Annotated in this window: 17 protein-coding genes and 1 tRNA gene; 13 read left to right on the top strand and 5 right to left on the bottom strand. The window is 69.3% G+C overall.

The genetic code is table 11. From position 1 onward, the window contains the following. Positions 1–37: 37 nt before the first annotated feature. From AB0269_RS13810 to AB0269_RS13790, 5 genes are all read left to right on the top strand, one after another. Positions 38–793: an HAD-IA family hydrolase gene (locus AB0269_RS13810; protein WP_366211828.1), complete on the top strand. Its 756-nt coding sequence runs from the start codon at positions 38–40 to the stop codon at positions 791–793. Next, positions 790–3273, top strand: coding sequence for a glycosyl hydrolase family 65 protein (locus AB0269_RS13805; RefSeq protein ID WP_366211827.1), 2484 nt, complete (start codon positions 790–792; stop codon positions 3271–3273). Before AB0269_RS13810 ends, AB0269_RS13805 begins: the two co-directional genes overlap by 4 nt. Before the next feature lie 77 nt (positions 3274–3350). Further along, positions 3351–5579, top strand: a complete 2229-nt coding sequence (locus tag AB0269_RS13800; protein WP_366211826.1) for a DNA polymerase III subunit gamma and tau — start codon at positions 3351–3353, stop codon at positions 5577–5579. Next, positions 5579–6172 carry a recombination mediator RecR gene (recR, locus tag AB0269_RS13795; protein WP_366211825.1) on the top strand — a complete coding sequence of 198 codons (594 nt, stop codon included), beginning with the start codon at positions 5579–5581 and terminating at the stop codon, positions 6170–6172. The genes AB0269_RS13800 and recR overlap by 1 nt, the downstream gene beginning before the upstream one ends. 34 nt (positions 6173–6206) lie before the next feature. Beyond that, positions 6207–7130 (top strand): EamA family transporter, encoded by a 924-nt coding sequence (locus tag AB0269_RS13790; RefSeq protein ID WP_366211824.1) that lies wholly within the window; start codon positions 6207–6209, stop codon positions 7128–7130. Between the two features lie 18 nt (positions 7131–7148). Here AB0269_RS13790 and AB0269_RS13785 read toward each other — a convergent pair whose 3' ends face one another. Further along, a complete protein-coding gene (locus AB0269_RS13785; protein ID WP_366211823.1) occupies positions 7149–7610 on the bottom strand; it encodes a DUF2871 domain-containing protein in 462 nt (153 codons plus the stop codon). A gap of 95 nt (positions 7611–7705) precedes the next feature. On the opposite strand from AB0269_RS13785, the gene AB0269_RS13780 reads away from it, so the two are divergent. From AB0269_RS13780 to AB0269_RS13745, 8 genes are all read left to right on the top strand, one after another. Beyond that, positions 7706–8932 (top strand): sensor histidine kinase, encoded by a 1227-nt coding sequence (locus AB0269_RS13780; RefSeq protein ID WP_366211822.1) that lies wholly within the window; start codon positions 7706–7708, stop codon positions 8930–8932. Beyond that, positions 8929–9546, top strand: coding sequence for a response regulator transcription factor (locus AB0269_RS13775; RefSeq protein WP_366211821.1), 618 nt, complete (start codon positions 8929–8931; stop codon positions 9544–9546). Before AB0269_RS13780 ends, AB0269_RS13775 begins: the two co-directional genes overlap by 4 nt. A gap of 81 nt (positions 9547–9627) precedes the next feature. Beyond that, entirely contained in the window at positions 9628–10914 is a 1287-nt protein-coding gene (locus tag AB0269_RS13770; protein ID WP_366211820.1) for an aspartate kinase, read from the top strand. A gap of 150 nt (positions 10915–11064) precedes the next feature. Beyond that, positions 11065–12129: an aspartate-semialdehyde dehydrogenase gene (locus AB0269_RS13765; RefSeq protein ID WP_366211819.1), complete on the top strand. Its 1065-nt coding sequence runs from the start codon at positions 11065–11067 to the stop codon at positions 12127–12129. A 30-nt stretch (positions 12130–12159) separates the two neighbouring features. Continuing rightward, the gene (locus tag AB0269_RS13760; RefSeq protein WP_366211818.1) at positions 12160–13632 is read left to right on the top strand and encodes a malate:quinone oxidoreductase; all 1473 of its coding nucleotides are present in this window, start codon (positions 12160–12162) and stop codon (positions 13630–13632) included. 9 nt (positions 13633–13641) lie between these two features. After that, positions 13642–14295, top strand: coding sequence for a thymidine kinase (locus AB0269_RS13755; RefSeq protein ID WP_366211817.1), 654 nt, complete (start codon positions 13642–13644; stop codon positions 14293–14295). Positions 14296–14353: 58 nt separating this feature from the next. Next, entirely contained in the window at positions 14354–15061 is a 708-nt protein-coding gene (locus AB0269_RS13750) for a GntR family transcriptional regulator (protein WP_366211816.1), read from the top strand. A gap of 10 nt (positions 15062–15071) precedes the next feature. Continuing rightward, a complete protein-coding gene (locus tag AB0269_RS13745; RefSeq protein ID WP_366211815.1) occupies positions 15072–16352 on the top strand; it encodes an alpha-hydroxy acid oxidase in 1281 nt (426 codons plus the stop codon). 6 nt (positions 16353–16358) lie between these two features. Here the strand turns inward: AB0269_RS13745 and AB0269_RS13740 are convergent, their stop codons facing one another. The 4 genes from AB0269_RS13740 to AB0269_RS13725 all read right to left on the bottom strand — a co-directional run bounded on the left by AB0269_RS13740 (position 16359) and on the right by AB0269_RS13725 (position 20848). Beyond that, positions 16359–17147, bottom strand: coding sequence for an HAD-IIB family hydrolase (locus AB0269_RS13740; RefSeq protein WP_366211814.1), 789 nt, complete (start codon positions 17145–17147; stop codon positions 16359–16361). Positions 17148–17201: 54 nt separating this feature from the next. After that, a tRNA-Pro gene (locus AB0269_RS13735) sits at positions 17202–17275 on the bottom strand. A 61-nt stretch (positions 17276–17336) separates the two neighbouring features. Then, positions 17337–18278, bottom strand: a complete 942-nt coding sequence (locus AB0269_RS13730) for a metallophosphoesterase (protein WP_366211813.1) — start codon at positions 18276–18278, stop codon at positions 17337–17339. Next, complete coding sequence (locus tag AB0269_RS13725) at positions 18275–20848, bottom strand: transglycosylase domain-containing protein (protein ID WP_366211812.1); 2574 nt, start codon at positions 20846–20848, stop codon at positions 18275–18277. The genes AB0269_RS13730 and AB0269_RS13725 overlap by 4 nt, the downstream gene beginning before the upstream one ends. Between the last annotated feature and the right edge of the window lie 11 nt (positions 20849–20859).

The raw sequence follows: 20859 nt of genomic DNA, 5'->3' as shown, positions 1-20859 counted from the left end.
GCTGTGCATCCGACCGACCATCAGATGGGAGAACCGAGTGCCTGAGAGCCTGCCAGACCTGCGCCGTGCGGACGGCGTCCTGTTCGATCTCGACGGGGTGCTCACGCCCACCGCCGAGCTGCACATGCGCGCCTGGAAGGCCGTGTTCGACGGCGTCTTCGCCCAGTGGGGCATCACCCCCGAATACACGGATGCCGACTACTTCGCATACCTCGACGGCAAGAAGCGCTACGACGGGGTCGCGAGCCTGCTCCGCAGCCGCAACATCGAGATCCCCTGGGGAGACGTGAGCGACGCGCCCGAGGTCGACTCGATCTGCGGGATCGGCAATCGCAAGAACGCGGCCTTCGCAACGGCTCTGCGCCGTGACGGCATCGCCCCCTACCCTGGGTCCCTCGCCCTGATCCGCCAGCTGAGGGACGCCGGCATCCCGCAGGGCGTGGTGTCCAGCTCGAAGAACGCCGAGGAGGTGCTCGAGAGCGCCGGCATCCGCGACTTCTTCACCGTCGTCGTCGACGGGAAGGTGGCCGAGCGGGACGCACTGTCGTCCAAGCCGGCGCCTGACATGTTCCGCGCGGGTGCCGTCGCGCTGAGCGTGAACCCCGGCGACAGTGTCGCGGTCGAGGACGCCTTGTCCGGCGTCGCGTCCGCGTCCGCCGCCGGATTCTCGACCGTCGTCGGCGTCGACCGCGGCGCCGGTGCCGCAGCCCTCCGAGCCGCCGGCGCCACCCACGTGGTCGACGACCTCGACCGCCTGCTCCTCGACCCGCACACCGACCAGGAGAACGCATGATCGATCGCGACCGCTTCCCCGTCGACCCGTGGCGGCTGACCGAGACCCGGTACAGCGAGGACGGCGTCTCCGAGACCCTCTTCGCCGTCGGAAACGGCTACCTCGGCCTCCGCGGCAACCACATCGAGGGGCGCGGCGCTCACGAGCACGGCACCTTCATCAACGGCCTGCACGAGACCTGGCCCATCCGGCACGCCGAGCAGGCGTACGGCTTCGCCGAGGTCGGACAGACGATCGTCAACGCCCCGGATGCCAAGATCATGCGCGTCTACGTCGACGACGAGCCCATCTCGTTCGACGAGGCAGAGGTGCGCGAGTACGCCCGCACGCTCGACATGCGCCGGGGCGTGCTCGAGCGCAGCTTCGTGTGGGAGACGCCGTCCGGCAAGCGCATCCGCATCCGCGACGAGCGGCTCGTCAGCTTCGAGGAGCGCCACCTCGCGATCCTGCGGCTCGAGGTCACCGTCGAGAACGCCGACGCCCCGGTGACGGTGAGCTGCCAGCTGCTGAACCGCCAGGACGGCGGCGATGTGTACGCGGGAACGCCGACCGAGGCCAAGTCGTCCGGGTTCGACCCGCGCAAGACCGAGAAGATCACCGCGCGCGTGCTCGAACCCGTCGAGTACTGGCAGGACGGGCTGCGCTCCGCGCTGTCGTATCAGGTGGCGGACTCGGGGATGACGGTCGCGCTGGTCGCCGACCACGTCATCGCCACCGACAACGAGTACAGCGCGAGGACGCTCATCGAGCCGGACATCGCCAAGAACGTGTTCCGCGTGCAGGCCAAAGCCGGGATCCCCGTCACGATCACCAAGCTCGTCAGCTACCACACCTCCCGCGGCGTTCCGGCGCGCGAGCTCGTCGACCGCTGCCGTCGGTCACTCGACCGCGCGGCCGTCGAGGGCGTGGATGCGCAGTTCGATCGTCAGAGCGCGTGGCTCGCGGCGTTCTGGGAGCGCTCGGATGTCGTGATCGAGGGGCACGACGACCTGCAGCAGGCCGTGCGCTGGTGCATGTTCCAGCTGGCGCAGGCGGCGGCGCGGGCCGACGGGACCGGCGTACCCGCCAAGGGCGTCTCGGGCTCGGGGTACAGCGGCCACTACTTCTGGGACACCGAGATCTACGTGCTCCCGTTCCTCACGTACACGAGCCCGCAATGGGCGCGCAACGCGCTGCGTGCGCGCGTGCTCATGCTGCCCGCGGCCCGCCGTCGCGCGGCTCAGCTCAACGAGGCGGGGGCGCTGTTCCCGTGGCGCACGATCAACGGGGAAGAGGCATCCGCGTACTACGCGGCGGGCACGGCGCAGTACCACATCAACGCCGACGTCAGCTTCGCGCTGGGCAAGTACGTCCGCGCCACGGGCGATGAGGAGTTCCTGCGCCGCGAGGGCGTCGACATCGCCGTCGAGACGGCGAGGCTCTGGGCGACGCTCGGATTCTGGCGCGGCGCGGACGGCGACGCCACCTTCCACATCCACGGGGTGACCGGGCCCGACGAGTACACAACGGTCGTCAACGACAACCTCTTCACCAACGTCATGGCACGGTTCAATCTGCGCTTCGCAGCTCGTGTGGTGCGGGAGATCCAGCAGGAGGATCCGCAGGCCTACGCCGGGATCGTCGAGCGCACGGGATTGGATGCCGGCGAGCCGGACGCCTGGGATCGGGCGGCCGAGGCGATGTTCATCCCGTTCAGCGAGGGGCTCAGCATCCACCCGCAGGATTCGCTGTTCCTCGAGCGCGAGGTCTGGGACCTCGAGAACACGCCGAACGACCAGCGTCCGCTGCTGCTGCACTTCCACCCGCTGGTGATCTATCGGTTCCAGGTGCTCAAGCAGGCCGACGTCGTGCTCGCGCTGTTCCTGCAGGGCAACCACTTCACGCCCGAGGAGAAGCGGGCCGACTTCGACTACTACGACCCGCTGACCACGGGCGACTCGACGCTGTCGGCCGTCGTCCAATCCGTGCTCGCCGCCGAGGTCGGCTACCAGGACCTCGCGCTGGAGTACTTCACGCAGTCGCTCTTCGTGGACCTCGGCGATCTGCACCACAACGCCTCGGACGGGGTGCACGTCGCATCGGCGGGCGGCGTGTGGACGGCGCTCGTGTCGGGCTTCGGCGGCATGCGGGATCACGGCGGAGAGCTGAGCTTCGACCCCCGGCTGCCTGCAGACTGGCCGTCGCTGTCGTTCCCGCTCCAGTGGCAGGGCTCGGCGCTGCAGATCACCGTGACCCGCGACGAGCTGCGCGTGCACGTGCGCACCGGGGAGCCGGTGACGTTCACGGTGCGCGGGGCGGAGTACTGGGCCGCAGCCGGCACCGACGCGGTCGTCGCGCTCGAGGATCAGGGCCCCGTGCTGCCCGACCGCCCGCGTCTCGGACAGTTCGAGGACGCGCGTCGGGAGGACGGCACGCGGATCTCGGCATCCGTTCCTGTCGTCACCAACGCGATCCCGCTGATCGGCGCCTTCGAGGACTGAGCACCGCGACCGGTCCGCGTCCACAGCGATCTCCGTCGAGAAGGGCACGTGTCGGTGGCACGCCGTAGGCTGGGACGGTGACCACAGCCCTGTATCGCCGCTACCGGCCCGAGAACTTCGCGGAGATGATCGGGCAGTCGCAGGTGACCGATCCGCTCATGACGGCTCTACGCAGCGACCGGGTCGGGCACGCCTACCTGTTCTCCGGCCCGCGCGGGTGCGGAAAGACCACATCAGCGCGCATTCTCGCCCGGTGCCTGAACTGCGCCGAGGGCCCGACGGACACGCCCTGCGGCACCTGCCCGAGCTGCGTCGAGCTGTCGCGATCCGGCGGGGGCTCGCTCGACGTCGTCGAGATCGACGCCGCCAGCCACAACGGCGTCGACGATGCCAGAGACCTGCGCGAGCGCGCCACATTCGCCCCGAGCCGCGACCGGTTCAAGATCTTCATCCTCGACGAGGCGCACATGGTCACCCCGCAGGGCTTCAACGCTCTGCTCAAGCTCGTCGAAGAGCCCCCGGCGCACGTCAAGTTCATCTTCGCGACGACCGAGCCCGACAAGGTGCTCGGCACCATCCGCTCGCGCACCCACCACTACCCGTTCCGTCTCGTCCCGCCCGCCGCGATGCTCGAATACGTCGAGAAGCTCTGCGGCGAAGAGGGCGTGAAGGTCGCGCAGGGCGTGCTGCCGCTCGTCGTGCGCGCCGGCGGCGGATCGCCCCGTGACACGCTGTCGCTGCTCGACCAGCTCATCGCCGGCTCCGACGGCGATTCGGTGTCGTACGAGCGCGCCGTGTCGCTGCTCGGATACACGCACGGTGCGCTCCTCGACGAGATCGTCGACGCGCTCGCCGCGGGGGATGCCGCAGCCGCCTTCCCCGCGATCGACCGGGTCGTGCAGACCGGCCAGGATCCGCGCCGCTTCGTCGACGACCTGCTGGAGCGCCTGCGCGACCTCATCGTCATCGCCGCCGTCGGCGACGGCGCGTCCGCCGTACTGCGCGGTCTCGCCGAGGACGAGCTGGCGCGCATGCGCGCGCAGGCGAACGCCTTCGGCGCCGCGCGCCTGTCACGGACGGCGGATGTCGTCAGCGCTGCCCTCGACGACATGACCGGGGCCACCTCGCCCCGCCTGCACCTCGAGCTCATGATCGCCCGCGTGCTCAGCGCCGCCGGGCAGGTGTCTGCGGATGCCGGCTTCGACTCGCCGAGGCTCGCTCAGCCGGTCCCTGAGCCCGTCGAAGGGTCGTCTTCGGTGCCTGCGGCGCCTTCGCTCAATGCCCTGCGTGCGGCTGTTCCTTCGCGGGTCGTTGAGCGAGAGAGCGAAGCGAACGAGACGAAACGGGCTGAGCGAGCGGAGCGAGTCGAAACCCCCACTCCCGCTCCAGAAGCTCCCGCCCCCGAAACCTCGACTCCCGCCGAAACCCCGGCAGCCCCGGCCCCGTCCGGCCCGGTCGATATCGACCGCATCCGTGCCGTCTGGCCGGCGGTGCTCGGCAGGCTCGAGAGCGTCAGCCGCACGTCCTGGCTGCTCGTGACGGCCGTGCAGCCGCTCGACTACGAGGCAGGCACCGAGGTGCTCACCGTCGGGTTCGCGAGCCAGCAGGACCTCGCCAAGTTCAAGGGCCAGACACCGGGCAACGGCGCGTCCGACCACCTCCGGGCTGCCATCGAGCAGGAGGTCGGCGTCAAGGTGAAGTACCGGCCGGCTCCGTTGCCGCCGACGGCGTTATCCGAGGCGGCTGCAACCGCACCCGTCCGCACCGCCCCTGCTCAACCCGCCCCTGCTCAATCCGCTCCGTCTCGGCCCGCGCCGTCTCAGGCCGAGCCGTCGACGCCGAAGGCCGAGAGCGTGCCGCCGACTCCGGTCACCGAATGGGCGGTCGCCGCGATTCCGACGGATGCTCCGGCATCCGCCCCGCAGCCGCAGTTCCCCGTCGACGACGAGCCGGCCGATGTGGAGGCATCCGGACCGCCCTCGCCGCAGGACGGGCTGGTCGACCGGGACGAGCCGCCGCTCCCCGATGACGATGAGGCGCCGCCGCCCGACGACGAGCCGCCGTATGAGCCTCCGCACGAGGCTCCCGCCGCCACGGCTCCTGCCGCTCCGGCCGCGCAGGCTCCGGCCGCGCAGGCTCCGGCCGCCCAGGTTCCGTCCCCGCAGGCGCCGCCTCGCCAGGCGCCCGCCGTCACCGAGCGTTCGCCCGGCGGCGTGCAGCGGTACGGCGAGGCCGTGATCCGCCAGGTGCTCGGCGCGACCTTCGTGCGCGAAGAGCCCTATGAGCCCCCGACGAGGTTCGCCTGATGTACGACGGCATCGTTCAGGAGCTCATCGACGAGTTCGGTCGACTCCCCGGCATCGGGCCGAAGTCCGCCCAGCGCATCACGTTCCACATCCTGCAGACGCCGTCGTTCGACGTCGCCCGTCTCGCCGAACTCCTCACCGAGGTGCGCGCGCGTGTGCGGTTCTGCGAGATCTGCGGCAACGTCTCCGAGCAGGAGCGGTGCGCGATCTGCCGCGATCCGCGTCGCAACCCGGCCCTCATCTGCGTCGTCGAGGACGCCAAGGACGTCTCCGCGATCGAGCGCACGCGCGAGTTCCGCGGTCTCTACCACGTGCTCGGCGGTGCGATCAGCCCGATCGCCGGCGTCGGACCCGACGACCTGCGCATCGCCCAGCTGATGTCGCGGCTCGCCGACGGAACCGTGCAAGAGGTGATCATCGCCACGAACCCGAACCTCGAGGGCGAGGCGACGGCCAGTTACCTGAGCCGCCTGCTGCTCACGATGCAGGTCACCGTGTCGCGCCTGGCGTCCGGCCTGCCCGTCGGCGGCGACTTGGAGTACGCCGACGAGGTCACCCTCGGGCGCGCATTCGAGGGCCGGCGCACCCTGTGAGCGCACGAGGCGCCCGGCGCCCGGTCGTGACCGCGTGAACGCTCAGGGCGGGTTCACCCGCAAGGGATGGATCCTGTTCGCCGTCATGGCGTTCGTGTGGGGGATCACGTACCTCTTCATCAAAGAGGCCGTGCACTCGATCACGCCGCCGGCCGTCGTCGCCGGGCGCACTCTTCTCGGCGGGCTCGTGCTGCTGCCGTTCGCGCTCCGCAGCGGCGCGCTGAAAGCCGCGTGGAAGCACTGGCCGTGGGTGTTCGCCTTCGGCCTCGTCGAGATGGCGGGTCCCTTCCTGCTGCTCAGCCATGCCGAGACGCAACTGCCCTCGGGCCTGACCGGGCTGCTCGTCGCGACGGTCCCGCTGTTCGCCGTCATCATCGCACTGCTCCGGGGCGATCGCACGGCGCTCGCCCCCGTGCGCCTGGGCGGGCTGCTGCTCGGGTTCGTCGGTGTCGCGGTCGTCGTCGCGGGCCCCGGACTCTTCCCGAGCGAGTCGGCCAGCGTCGTCGCGATCGGCGAGATCCTGCTCACGGCGGTGCTGTATGCGATCGCGCCGTTCATCATCGCCCACAAGCTGTCGGATGTGCCCTCGATCGGCACGATCACCCTCGCCCTGTTCGCGATCGGCCTGGGCTATCTGCCCGCGGCGCTGCTGACCCAGCACGAGATGCCGACGCTCCGATCGGGCATCTCGCTGGTTCTGCTCGGCGTCATCTGCACCGCTGTTGCGTTCGTGGCGTTCTTCGCCCTGATCCGCGAGGTGGGTCCGGTGCGCGCCCCGCTGTTCACCTACGTGAACCCGATCGTCGCGATCGTCCTCGGCACGATCTTCCTGGCGGAGCCCATCACGCCAGGGCTCCTGATCGGCTTCCCGCTGGTCATCGTCGGATGCTGGTTCGCGGGCACCGGCGGAAGGCTGCGCCCCCGCAAGGAGACGCTGCCTCCGCCGCAGATGCCCTGACCGCGCCCGATCAGGCCGTCACTTCTCGCTGCGGATGCGCGAGAACAGCGAGATCAGCAGCAGCACGAAGCCCGCGCCGACGAGCATGTGGCCGAGACCGGCGATCCCGGCGATCATCTTCGACGATTCCAGGCCCTGCACCTGCAGCATCCCGTGCCAGATCAGCATCGACGAGGTGAGCACGACGCCGGCGTTGTAGATCCAGAAGAACCAGCGGAACAGCCGGCTCGACGACACGGCGAAGGTCTTCTCCAGCACGAGCACGATCAGGAGCACGATCATGCCGAGCGTGAGGATGTGCGTGTGGGCGAGGCCGAGCTGGCCCGCCATGCCCTCCTCGAAGCCGTTCAGCTTCGTGAACTCGCGGTAGAAGAGGCCTGCGGCAAGGCCCAGCACGGTGTACACCGCCACAGCGGTGAGGAGCTGGAGCTGTGCGGAGCGCGAAACGGCGCGCGATGTGGTCGTGGTGTCTGTGGTCATGGATCCAGCCTCCGCGAGCGCCGGCCCCGCCGGATCCATCGAAAGATCGATATCGGCTCCGGGCGTTCCGGCATCCGCTGGGGGAGAATCGGAGCATGTCCTCGTCCCCCGCATCCGCAGACCAGGGCGCCGATCCGGCACGCCAGCGGATGCTCACGGTCGCGCGGTTCGCCCTGCACCTGATCACGGCCATCCTGTCGGCGGTCACCGCGTTCCGTGCGATCGCGACGGGTGTGCCGCTGCTGCCGGCCATGCTCGCGGCCGGCGCCTTCCTGGCCTGGTACGCCACCGGTGCGGCGTTCGCTCGCGGTCGATTCAGTACGTGGTGGCTGGTGGGGCTCGGCGTCCTGTGGGGCGGGATGCTGCTGATCTCCGCCGAGTTCGTCTGGCTCTCGTTCCCGCTGCTGCTGCTCGCGGGGCACGTGCTGCGGCGCTGGAGGTCTGTGGCGTTCGCGCTGCCGGTGCTCGTCGCGGCGATCGCGGCGCCCATCCTGCATCAGGTGCCGATCACCTTCGCGCACATCGCCGGTCCGCTGCTCGGCGGCGGCTTCGCCCTGGCCATCTCGCTCGGCTACGACGCGCTGCTGCGGGATGCGGCCGAGCGCGAGCGCCTGATCGCCTCGCTCGTGCGGACGCAGGACGAGATGGCCGCCGTGCAGGAGGAGCTCGCCCGCACCCAGCGCGACGCCGGGGCGGCGCAGGAGCGCACGCGCCTGGCGCGTGACCTCCACGACACGATCGCGCAGGAGCTCAGCTCGATGGTGCTCATGGCACGGAGCGGCGACGCGGAACGCCTGCCGGAGATCGAGTCGCTCGCGCAGCACTCGCTCACCGACCTCCGCCGCATCGTCGCCGCTCTCGCGCCGGCCGAGCTGGAGGGCGCGGCTCTCGCCTCAGCGATCGAGCGGATGCTGGATGCCCTGCGCCGGGACACCGGCATCGAGACGTCGCTGCATGCCGACGCCGACCTGCCGCCGCTGTCGACCGCGCACGAGGTCGCGTTCCTCCGGGTCGCGCAATCCGCGCTGGCCAACGTCCGCCAGCACTCCGGGGCCGGCACCGTGAGCGTCGCGTTCGCGGCGGATGCCGGGACGGTCACCATGACCGTGACGGACGACGGCGACGGCTTCACCGTGGGCAAGGCGGCCGGGTCGACGACGTCCTACGGACTGTCGGCGATGCGGTCGCGGCTGCGGGAGTTCGGCGGGGCACTGGAGGTGCGCTCAGCACCGGGCGAGGGAACGACCCTCTTGGCGGCGCTGCCCGCGTTGCCTTCTCCCCCAGGAGCGTTGCCTTCTCCCCGGGGAGGAGACGGGCGATGAGCGCGAGCATCCTGCTGGTCGACGATCACCCCATCGTGCGTGCGGGTCTGCGCTCCGTCATCGAGGCGCGCGGCTTCACGGTCGTCGGCGAGGCGTCGACGGGGGAGGAGGCCGTGGCGCTGGCATCCTCTCTGCACCCCGACGTCGTGCTCTGCGACCTGCGCCTGGGGGCCGGCATGGACGGTGTCGACACGACCGCGCAGCTGCGCCGGATGCCGACCCCGCCGGCCGTCGTGATCCTCACGACCTTCGACCACGACGCACAGATCATCCGGGCGATCGAGGCGGGGGCGGCCGGCTACCTGCTCAAGGACGTCGACAACGACACGATCGTCGCAGCCATCAGCGACGCCGCCGCGGGCGCCCTGGTGCTCACCCCCGGCGGCGACAGCCGGATCATCGCCGCTCTCCGCGCCCCGCGCGTGACCCTCACGGACCGCGAGCGCGACGTGCTGATGCTCGTCGACGAGGGCGCGGCGAACAAGGAGATCGCATCGCGGCTGTTCATCTCGGAGTCCACGGTGAAGACCCATGTCGTGCACTTGCTCGAGAAGCTCGGCGTCGCGAGCAGGGCGGCGGCGGCCAGCGAGGCGAGGCGGCTGGGGCTGCTCTAGCCGTCACATGCGTTCGGGCGCATACGCGTCGAACGTAGAATGACGCGTGGGCGGATCTGCCCGACATCCCTGGGAGTGAACGTGGCCCTCATTGTGCAGAAGTACGGCGGCTCGTCCGTCGCCGACGCCGAGAGCATCAAGCGCGTCGCGAAGCGCATCGTCGACACCCGGCGCGCCGGTCACGACGTCGTCGTCGCGGTCAGCGCCATGGGCGACACCACCGACGAGCTGCTCGACCTCGCGAACGAGGTCGCCCCCATTCCCGCGCCGCGCGAGATGGACATGCTGCTCTCGAGTGGCGAACGCATCTCGATGGCGCTGCTGGCCATGGCGATCCACTCGATGGGCTTCGACGCCCGCTCCTTCACCGGCAGCCAGGCCGGCATGATCACCGACGACCACCACGGTTCGGCCCGCATCGTCGACGTGACGCCCGTGCGTCTGCGCGAGGCGCTCGACGAGGGCGCGATCGTCATCGTCGCCGGATTCCAGGGGTTCAACCGCGACACCCGCGACATCACGACGCTCGGACGCGGCGGCTCCGACACGACCGCTGTCGCGCTCGCCGCGGCACTCGACGCCGATGTCTGCGAGATCTACAGCGACGTCGACGGCATCTACACCGCAGACCCGCGTGTCATCCCGCGGGCGCACAAGCTCGACCACGTCTCCAGCGAGGAGATGCTCGAGCTAGCGGCCAACGGCGCGAAGGTGCTGTACATCCGCGCCGTCGAGTTCGCACGCCGGCACGGCGTGCTCATCCACGCGCGCTCGACCTTCTCGTCGAGCGAGGGCACCTATGTTCTGGGCGAGGGCATGAAGAACCCCCGCGAAAATCAGGGAGAAGTCATGGAAGAACCGATCGTCGCGGGCGTGGCCACCGACAAGGGCCAGGCCAAGATCACCGTGACCGGTGTGCCGGACGTGCCGGGCAAGGCCGCCGAGATCTTCAAGATCGTCGCGAAGTCCGGCGCGAACGTCGACATGATCGTGCAGAACGTCTCGGCCGCCGCCACCGGTCGCGCCGACATCTCGTTCACGCTCCCCAAGGCGGATGCTGCCCCGGCGCTGAAGGCCCTCGCGGCAGAGCAGGCCGAGGTCGGATTCGACAGCCTCATCCACGACGACCAGATCGGCAAGCTGTCCGTCGTCGGCGCGGGGATGCGCGTGCACTCGGGCGTCTCGGCGACCTTGTTCGAGGCGCTGTCGACCGCCGGCATCAACATCGAGATGATCTCGACGTCCGAGATCCGCATCTCGGTCGTCCTGCGCGACACCGACCTCGCCGACGCCGCCCGCATCGTGCACACGGCCTACGGCCTGGATGCCGAGGACGAGGCCGTCGTGCACGCCGGCACCGGCCGCTAGCATCCACCGCTTCGACATCCGGGAGCAGGAGGATGCCCCGGAATCAGGACGTTCTGCCCCGAATCCTCCGGATCTCGGTCGCTGTTCCTGATTTCGGGCCGCATCGACGACCTCAGTAGACTCGCCCAAACACCATCAGCAAGGACGATCATGACCCGCATCGCAGATTCAGGACACTCCGTCGCCATCGTCGGCGCCACCGGCCAGGTGGGCACCGTGATGCGCGAGATCCTCGCGGAGCGCTCCTTCCCGATCCGTGAGCTGCGCCTGTTCTCGTCCTCGCGCTCTGCCGGCACGGCGATCGACTTCGGCGGCACCTCGGTCATCGTCGAGGACGTCGAGACCGCTGATCCTGCCGGCATCGAGATCGCCCTGTTCTCAGCCGGCGCGACCGCGAGCCGCGCGTACGCCGACCGCTTCGCCGCCGGCGGCGCCGTCGTGATCGACAACTCCAGCGCGTGGCGCAACGACCCCGAGGTGCCTCTCGTGGTCAGCGAGGTCAACCCTCACGCCATCGACGAGCGTCCGCGCGGCATCATCGCGAACCCGAACTGCACGACGATGGCCGCGATGCCGGTGCTGAAGCCCTTGGCCGAGGCAGCCGGCCTCGAGCGGCTCATCGTCTCCACCTACCAGGCCGTGTCGGGCTCGGGTCTCGCCGGCGCGCAGGAGCTGCTCGGCCAGGTCGAGGGCGTCCTCGCCCAGGGCGAGACGCTGCGCCTCGTGCACGACGGCTCTGCCGTCGACTTCCCGCAGCCCGAGAAGTACGTCGCCCCGATCGCCTTCGACGTCATCCCGTTCGCGGGGAGCCTCGTCGATGACGGCGACAATGAGACCGACGAGGAGAAGAAGCTCCGCAACGAGAGCCGCAAAATCCTCGAACTGCCCGACCTCCGCGTCGCAGGCACCTGCGTGCGCGTACCGGTCTTCACCGGGCACTCGCTGTCGATCCACGCCGAGTTCCGCGACGACATCACCCCCGACCGCGCTCGGGAGATCCTGGCCTCCGCCCCGGGCGTCGTCCTCGAGGAGGTGCCGACCCCGCTGCAGGCCGCAGGCAAGGACCCGAGCTACGTCGGCCGCATCCGCGCCGACCAGTCCGCGCCCGAGAACAAGGGGCTCGTGCTGTTCATCAGCAACGACAACCTGCGCAAGGGAGCGGCGCTGAACGCCGTGCAGATCGCCGAGCTCGTCGCCGAGCGCCTCGCGTCCTGACCCCCGCCGCGGGCGAACTAGGATGGACGGGTGACTGAATCCGTCGACGTCGTCCTCATCGGTGGTGGCATCATGAGCGCCACCCTCGGCACTCTGCTCCACGAACTCCAGCCGGACTGGAAGATCGTCGCCTTCGAGCGACTGAGCGATGTGGCGCAGGAGAGCTCGAACCCGTGGAACAACGCGGGCACCGGCCACGCGGCCCTCTGCGAGCTGAACTACATGCCGCAGAACGGCGACGGGCCGCTCGACCCGGCCAAGGCGATCTCGATCAACGAGCAGTTCCAGCAGAGCCGGCAGTTCTGGTCGTCACTGGTCGAGAAGGGCGTGCTCGACGCGCCGTCGACCTTCATCAACGCCACCCCGCACATGACCTTCGTGCGCGGTGAGAAGGACGTCGCCTACCTCAAGGACCGCTACGAGGTCCTCAAGGAGCAGCCGCTCTTCGAGGGCATCGAGTTCAGCGAGGACTCCCGCGTCATCAACCAGTGGGCGCCGCTGCTCATGCAGAAGCGCCGCAAGGGCGAGCCGTTCGCCGCGACCCGCGTGCCGGCCGGCACCGACGTCGACTTCGGCGCGCTCACGAACCAGCTCTTCGACCACCTGTCGGACTCCGGCGTCGACGTGCGCACGAACCACGAGGTCCGCTCGCTGAAGAAGCAGAAGGACGGCAGCTGGACCCTGAAGTACCGCAACAGCCTCGGTCACACACCCGGCCGCATCAACGCGAAGTTCGTCTTCGTCGGCGCGGGCGGCTGGGCTCTGAAGCTGCTGCAGCGCTCCGGCATCCCCGAGATCAAGGGCTACGGAGTCTTCCCGATCGGCGGACAGTTCCTCAAGACCACGAACCCGGCAGTCGTCTCGCAGCACAAGGCCAAGGTCTACTCGCAGGCATCCGTCGGAGCCCCGCCGATGTCGGTTCCGCACCTGGACACCCGCGTGGTCGACGGTGAGGCGTCGCTGCTGTTCGGACCGTTCGCGACGTTCAGCCCGAAGTTCCTCAAGAACGGCTCGATGCTCGACCTCGTCACGCAGGTGCGCACGCACAACCTGTGGCCGATGCTGCGCGTCGCGTTCGCGAACCCCGACCTCATCACGTACCTCCTCGGCGAGCTCGTCAAGACGCACCGCAAGAAGGTCGACAGCCTGCGCGTGTTCATGCCCACCGCGAAGGACGAGGACTGGACGCTCATCCAGGCCGGTCAGCGCGCGCAGGTCATGAAGAAGGACCCGAAGAAGGGCGGCATCCTGCAGTTCGGCACTGAGGTCGTCTCGGCCGCCGACGGATCGATCGCAGGCCTCCTCGGCGCGTCCCCCGGTGCGTCCACGGCGGTGCCGATCATGCTCCAGCTGCTCAAGAGCTGCTTCCCCGAGCAATACGCGGGCTGGGAGCCGACGCTGCGCGAACTCATCCCGACGTACGGTCAGACGCTCAACGACGATGCGGCGGCAGCCGAGAAGTCGATGACGGCGACGGCCGACGCCCTGAGCATCTCGAAGTGATTCCGCGCCGTGGCGAAGCTGTACTTCCGCTACGGGGCGATGAACTCCGGCAAGTCCACGGCGCTGCTGCAGGTCGCGTACAACTATGAGGAGCGCGGCCAGCACGTGCTGCTGGCCAAGCCCGAGATCGACACCAAGGGCGCATCACAGATCGAGAGCCGCCTCGGCGTCACGCGCGAGGTCGACTTCCTCATCCCCGCTGGCGGCGATGCGCGTGCACTGTTCCGGGACGAGCGCGAGCGGATGCGGCAGCGCAGCGCCGAGGGACTGATCCCGGCCGATCCGGTCGATGTGGCCTGTCTGCTCGTCGACGAGGCGCAGTTCCTCACCGCTGAGCAGGTCGACGATCTGTTCCGGATCGCCGTGGAGGACGGCATCCCCGTCATGGCGTACGGGATCCGCAACGACTTCCTCACGCACGCGTTCCCCGGCTCCGCGCGGCTGCTGGCCATCGCGCACTCGCTGGAGGAGATGAAGACGATCTGCCGGTGCGGCCGCAAGGCCGTCTTCAACGGCCGCGTCGTCGGCGGCCGATTCGTCTTCGACGGCGACCAGGTCGCGATCGACGAGGCCGCCGGCGGGGGAGCGGCACCCGACGTGGTCACCTACGAGTCGCTGTGCGGAAACTGCTACCTGGAGGAGTCCGGCGGCCGTCTCGGCTGAGTGCCCTTGCGTGGTCTGACCACACGAGTTACGCTGTGGTCAGACCACAGGAGGAGACATGGCCGACCGCGCCTGGCAGACCGTGCTCGAGCACATCGAGCGGGACCTGCTCGAGGGACGCCTCGGCGCGGGCGACCGTCTGCCGTCCGAACGCGAGCTCGCCGCCGATCTCGGCGTCGGGCGCTCGAGCGTCCGCGAGGCTCTGCGGGTGCTCGAGGTCATGGGACTCATCCGCACCGCGACGGGCTCAGGGCCCTCCTCCGGCGCGATCGTGATCGTCACGCCCTCCGGGGGCATGTCTGCGCTGCTGCGCCTGCAGGTGGCCGCACAGGGCTTCCCGCTGGCCGATGTCGTGCAGACCAGGCTCGTGCTCGAGGATGCGGTCGCCGCATCCCTCGCATCCGCCGACATGCGCGATACCGCCGATGCGCACCGCATCCTCGACGCCATGGATGCAGACGGACTCGCCGCGGGGGAGTTCCTCGCACTCGATGCGCAGCTGCACCTCGCGCTCGCCGAATCGGCCGGCAACGCGGTGATCGTGTCCATGATGGCGGGGCTGCGCACGGCCGTCGAGTCGTACGTGCTCGCCGGATCCGAGCTGATCGACGACTGGGATGCCATGGCCGACCGTCTGCGCGCGGAGCACCGCGCCATCGTCGCCGCCATCGACGCGGGCGATGCGGATGCCGCGCGCACCCGCATCCACGACCACATCGCCGGCTACTACACCGCCACCGGGCTCACACCCGCCGGCACCGACTGAGAGGAACGCCATGGTCCAGCGCCAGTTGCCCAATCCCGCCGAGCTCCTCGAACTCATGAAGTTCAAGAAGCCCGAGCTCGACGGCCGGAAGCGCCGACTCGACGCCGCGCTGACGATCGGCGACCTGCGGACGATCGCCAAGCGCCGCACGCCCAAGGCCGCGTTCGACTACACCGACGGGTCGGCCGAGGGCGAGATCTCGCTCGCCCGCGCCCGTCAGGCGTTCGAGGACGTCGAGTTCCACCCCGGCATCCTCAAGCCGGCGCCCGACGTCGACACCTCCGTCGAGATCCTCGGAGGCCCGAGCGCACTGCCCTTCGGGATCGCGCCGACCGGGTTCACGCGACTCATGCAGACCGAGGGCGAGGTCGCCGGCGCCGGAGCGGCCGCGGCAGCCGGCATCCCGTTCACCCTCTCCACGCTCGGCACGACCTCGATCGAGGGCGTGAAGGCGGCCACCCTTCGACAGGCTCAGGGACCGGTTCCCCCGCGCAACTGGTTCCAGCTGTACGTCATGCGCGACCGCGAGATCTCCTATGAGCTCACGCGCCGGGCCGCCGCCGCCGGATTCGACACCCTGCACTTCACGGTCGACACCCCCGTCGCCGGAGCCCGCCTGCGCGACAAGCGCAACGGGTTCAGCATCCCGCCCCAGCTGACGCTCGGGACGATCATCAACGCGATCCCGCGCCCCTGGTGGTGGTTCGACTTCCTCACCACGCCCAAGCTCGAGTTCGCCTCGCTCAGCACGACGGGCGGCACCGTCGGCGAGCTGTTGGACGCCGCGATGGATCCGACGATCAGCTATGACGACCTGGCCGTGATCCGCGACCTCTGGCCCGGGAAGATCGTCATCAAGGGGGTGCAGACGGTCGACGACGCCGTGCGCCTGCGCGATGAGGGCGTCGACGGCATCGTGCTGTCCAATCACGGCGGACGTCAGCTCGACCGGGCTCCCATCCCGTTCCACCTGCTGCCGTCCGTGCGCACCGCGGTCGGTGACGACTTCACCGTGATGATCGACACCGGCATCATGAACGGCGCCGACATCGTGGCATCCGTCGCGCTCGGCGCCGACTTCACCCTCATCGGCCGCGCCTACCTCTACGGCCTCATGGCCGGCGGGCGGCAGGGCGTCGATCGGACGATCGCGATCCTGCGCACCGAGATCGAGCGGACCATGCGTCTGCTCGGGGTCTCGTCTCTCGCCGAGCTCGAGCCGCGGCACGTGACGCAGCTGCAGCGCCTGGTGCCGGTCGCGCGGGATGCCGCGGAGGCTGCCGCGCGGTGACCGACGTCAGCGTGTCGCGGCGACCGTGAGCGTCGGGAGCAGCGCGTCGAGCTCGTCGGCTGTGCTGTGCCAGTCGGCGACGGCGATCGATCGCACACCGAGTGCGAGCACGGGGTAGTCGTTGCCGCCCTCGTCGAGACGGTCGCCGTAGAAGAGCATGTCGTCGAGAGGGATCCCGGTGCGCTCGGCGAGCGCGGTCATGCCGTACGCCTTGTCGATGCCCGCTCTCGTGATGTCGATCGACGTCGAGCCGCCGGCGCGCACCTCGAGCCCGGGAAGGCGGGCGGCGACCGCGTCGCGCAGCCGCAAACGCTTCTCGCCCGAGGGGTCCCAGGCGTGCTTGGCCGCTCCCGGCGCCTGCTGTCCGAGTGCGGAGAACGTGATCTGCGAACCGCGGTCCTCGAGGATCTCCCCCCACGGGTTCGGCTCCCACAGGCCGAGCCGCTCGGCCTCTTCGCGCAGCGCCAGCAGAGCCGCAGTCTTCTCGTCGTCCGACAGATCATGCGCGTAGACGGCGACGAAGTCCGTGCCGTCATGGCGGAGGTAGCGCGTGCCGCACGTCGGCAGCAGGTGCAGGCGCGCGAGCTCGGCCGCGTCGGCATCTCCCAGGTGGGCGATGACCTGAGAACGGAACTGCGTCTCGTTGCCGCCCGAGATGATGGCAACGTCCACGACGCGCAGGAGCGCGCGCAGCTGCGCGGCGATGCGCGGGTCGATCGCGCTCTTGGACGGTGCGAGCGTGTCGTCGAGGTCGAAGGCGACCAGGCGCGGGGCTGTCGGGCGAGAGGCAGTCATGATGTCTCCAGGATATGGAAGAAGGCCGCCCCGGAGGGCGGCCTTCCTGCAACGTCGGGGTGACAGGATTTGAACCTGCGGCCTCTTCGTCCCGAACGAAGCGCGCTACCAAGCTGCGCCACACCCCGTTGCAACCGTTCGAGTCTACAGGGAAAAATCTGCTGCGCCGAATCGGGGGCCGTGCCGTGATCAGGCGGGCGTGTCCCGTGCGGTGAGCGTCAGGAGCGTCGCCTCCGGGCGGCACGCGAACCGCACCGGGGCGTAGATCGAGTGGCCGATGCCGGCGCTGACGTTCAGCGGGATGCTGCGCCCGTCATGCGCCCACGTGCTCAGGCCCTTGGCCTGCTTCAGGGGGATGTCGCAGTTCGCGACCAGGGTGCCGTAGAACGGCAGGCAGACCTGGCCGCCGTGGGTGTGACCGCCGAAGATCGCCTGGGCGCCGAGGTCGGTGAAGCGGTTCAGCACGCGCTGATACGGGGCGTGCGTGACGCCGAGCAGAGGAGTGGAGGCATCCCGTTCGCCGAGCCGTGCGATGGCGCCGGGGAGCGCGTCGAGATCGTCCCACTCGCGGTGGGCGTCGCTCACGCCGAAGAGATCGATACGACGATCGCCCGCCTGCACGCTCGCGGCCGTGTTGTTGATCTGCGTCCAGCCGATCTCCTTCTCGAGGAACCGGTTGAGCGCGGCGGTGTCGAGCGGCTGCGCCTTCTCGTTGCGGCGCGACGGCGCGACGAGGTAGCGCAGCGGATTGCGCGGCGTGGGTCCGTGCACGTCGTTGGACCCGTGCACGAAGACCCCCGGGATGCCGGCGAACGGCTCGAACGCCCGGCGCACACCGATCAGGCCGTCCTGGTGACCCAGGTTGTCGCCCGTGTTGATGATGAGGTCCGGCTCGAGTTCGGCGAGCGAGGCGAGCCAGTCCTGCTTGCGGTGCTGCCAGGGCGCCATGTGCGCATCGGAGATGTGCAGCACGCGCAGCGGAGCGGAGCGGGGCGGGAGCGCCGCAGCGGTCGCTTCGCGGACGGTGAAGAGGTAGCGCTCGATCCCGATGCCCCACACGGCGCACGCGACGCCGACGGCCCCCGCCGCGCCGAGCGCGACGAGGGCCGGATGGGCTGACCTACGACTCAATCGTCGCCGCCGGCGCACAGGAGCATCACGGTGGAGTCGGGCTTCGCCTCGCCGCCGCCGGGGTTTTGGGCGACGACATCGTCACCGTTGTCGCATCCGTTCGAGTCGACTGAGAATCCGGCTTTCTCGATCGCCGCCTTCGCCTGGCCGAACTTCGATCCGACGACGTTGGGCACCGTGGCCGTCGGCGCCTTGCCGTTGCTGGGGGAGAGCGTCACCGAGGTGCCGCTGGTGACGCGGCCGGCGCCGGGGCTCTGCTCGGCGACGAGGCCCTTCGCGAGGTCGCTGTCGACGGCCTTGCCGACCGTCACCGAGAACCCGGCGTTGCGCAGCGTGGAGGTCGCCTCGTCGACGGACATGCCCACGACGCTCGGCAGGTTCACGTAGATCTGGCGCGTGAGGTTCTTGTCCGGCTGCGGGAACGGGTCGCCGCCTCCGAGCGCCCGGTTCGCGGCGGCCTGCATCTCGCGGGCGACCGCATACCGCATGTTCTCGATGAGATTCCCGTTCGTCCAGTAGCCCCAGATGTTGTCTTCCTTGCCGTCCGTGCGGCCGATGAACACCGCCGTGGCCGCCTTCGTGCTGGCCTCAATCATCATGGTGGTCGCGACGTTGTGCGAACCCGTCTTGCCGATGAGCGGAGTGCCGTCCCACGGGTTCGCGTTGCTGCCGGTTCCGCCGGAGGCCATGACGCCCTGCAGGGCGTATGCGGCCGTCGCTGCGACCTCAGGCGAGATCACCTGCGAGCAGTCCGCCTCGGGGACGGGAATCTCTTCGCCGTTCTGGTCGACGATCTTGTCGACCGCGCGGGGCTCGCAGTAGACGCCCTTGTTGGCGACGGTCGCGTAGGCGCCCGCCATGTCGATCGGCGCGATGTTCTTCGAGCCGAGCACGTCGAACGGAAGGTTCTTCTCCGTCGTCTTCTGTCCGGTGGCCAGCGACACGCCCATGCGGTCGGCGACGCCGTTGATGTCGCAGAGGTCGAGCTTGGCGGCCATGGCGAAGTAGCCGGAGTTCAGCGACTCGCGCGTGAACCTCATAGGGCTGCCGTAGTACCCGGGGTTGTTGCCGAAGTTCCTGACCTCGGAGGTGTTCACGGGGATGGTCGCGTTGTCGCACGAGGCGTTCATCGTCAACGTCTGGTAGCGCCCGTTCAAGTTCTCGTTCACCGAGTGGCCCTTCTCGAGCCAGTCGATGAGCGTGAACAGCTTGTACGTCGAGCCGACGGGGAATCCGCCGGAGCCGCCGTGATCCTTGTCGGAGGCGTAGACGAGACTCGAGTACGCCGGGTCCTTGCTCGCGGTCTCGCGGAACTTCGTGTTCTGCGTCATCGACAGCACGCGGCCCGTGGAGGGCTCGATCGTCACTCCGGCGCCGCCGAGGCTCAAATTCTGGAAGCTGGCCGGAACGTAGTTCTTCATCGCGGCGACAGCGGGCTTCTGGATGCGCATGTCCAGCGACGTGTAGATCTGCAGGCCATCCCGCTGCAGTGCACGCGTGCGCTCCGCAAGGTTGGCGCCGAGCGTATCGTCCTCGAGCAGGAGCGACTTCACGTACTGGCAGAAGTAGGCGTTGCTGCCTGCCGCGCCGCAGCCCTGCGTCGGGGCGTTGATGTCCGGCACGATGTCCGATGCATCGGCCTCGTCGAACTGCGCCTGCGTGATCTTGCCATCGGCCAGCATGCGCGTCAGCACGTAGTGGCGGCGGTCCTTCGTCAAAGACCAGCCGTCCGCCTCGCCGTTGACGGCCTCGCCGGCGTCATTGGTCGTCGTGCCGTCCTTCAGGTCGATGCGGAAGGTGTTCGGGTTCTGCACGATGCCGGCGAGCGTCGCCGCCTGCGCCACGGTGAGCTTGGCCGCGCTGGTGCTGAAGTAGTAGTTCGCCGCGGCCTCGATGCCGTAGACCGTGCCGCCGAAGCTGGCGATGTTCAGGTAACCGAGCAGGATCTCGTTCTTCGAGTAGTCCTTCTCGATCTGGATCGCGTAGCGCATCTCCTGGAGCTTGCGCTCGATGCCGTCCGTTCCCGTCGCGTTCGTGGCATCCAGCCAGCACTGCGCGGTCTCGTCCTCGTAGTTCTTGGAACCGGGCAGGACCTTCTGCTCGCACTGCTGCACGAGGACGTTCTTGACGTACTGCTGGCTGATCGTCGAGGCTCCGCGCGACGAGGTTCCGCGGAGGTTGTCGACCAGCGCCTTCACCGTCGCACCGATGTTGACGCCGCCGTGCTCGTAGTAGCTCTTGTCCTCGCTGGAGAGGATCGCGTCGTACATGACGGGACTGATCTGATCGAAGTCCACCTGCTCGCGGTTCTGATCGAAGAACGTCGCGAGCTTGACCGGCTTGCCGTTGATGCCGGTCGCGTAGATCGTGCTCGGCTCCATCGGCTCGTCCGGCTTGAGGTAGGACGGCAGCTTCTCGAACAGATCGAGGGCGCTGGATCCGGCGGCGCCTGCCACCGCGAGAGCCGGGGTGACGGTGGCTGTGACCAGGATGCCGGCGACGACGCTCAGGCCGACGAGGCCGAGCAGTCCGCCGAGCACGCCTGATGCCGTGCGATTCTTCTGGGGCATACGCTTGATGG

The sequence above is a fragment of the Microbacterium sp. NPDC077644 genome (assembly GCF_040702785.1).
GTDB lineage: Bacteria > Actinomycetota > Actinomycetes > Actinomycetales > Microbacteriaceae > Microbacterium.
The sequence above is the reverse complement of the archived record's forward strand: the minus strand, read 5'-3'. Positions and strand labels throughout refer to the sequence as shown.

Bases quoted from the DNA above. Each gene is read 5' to 3' on its own strand.
- AB0269_RS13780 (WP_366211822.1), top strand. From the start codon at position 7,706: ATGTCCTCGTCCCCCGCATCCGCAGACCAGGGCGCCGATCCGGCACGC.
- AB0269_RS13740 (WP_366211814.1), bottom strand. From the start codon at position 17,147: ATGACTGCCTCTCGCCCGACAGCCCCGCGCCTGGTCGCCTTCGACCTC.
- AB0269_RS13725 (WP_366211812.1), bottom strand. From the start codon at position 20,848: ATGCCCCAGAAGAATCGCACGGCATCAGGCGTGCTCGGCGGACTGCTC.
- AB0269_RS13805 (WP_366211827.1), top strand. From the start codon at position 790: ATGATCGATCGCGACCGCTTCCCCGTCGACCCGTGGCGGCTGACCGAG.
- AB0269_RS13745 (WP_366211815.1), top strand. From the start codon at position 15,072: ATGGTCCAGCGCCAGTTGCCCAATCCCGCCGAGCTCCTCGAACTCATG.
- AB0269_RS13750 (WP_366211816.1), top strand. From the start codon at position 14,354: ATGGCCGACCGCGCCTGGCAGACCGTGCTCGAGCACATCGAGCGGGAC.
- AB0269_RS13765 (WP_366211819.1), top strand. From the start codon at position 11,065: ATGACCCGCATCGCAGATTCAGGACACTCCGTCGCCATCGTCGGCGCC.
- AB0269_RS13775 (WP_366211821.1), top strand. From the start codon at position 8,929: ATGAGCGCGAGCATCCTGCTGGTCGACGATCACCCCATCGTGCGTGCG.
- recR (WP_366211825.1), top strand. From the start codon at position 5,579: ATGTACGACGGCATCGTTCAGGAGCTCATCGACGAGTTCGGTCGACTC.
- AB0269_RS13785 (WP_366211823.1), bottom strand. From the start codon at position 7,610: ATGACCACAGACACCACGACCACATCGCGCGCCGTTTCGCGCTCCGCA.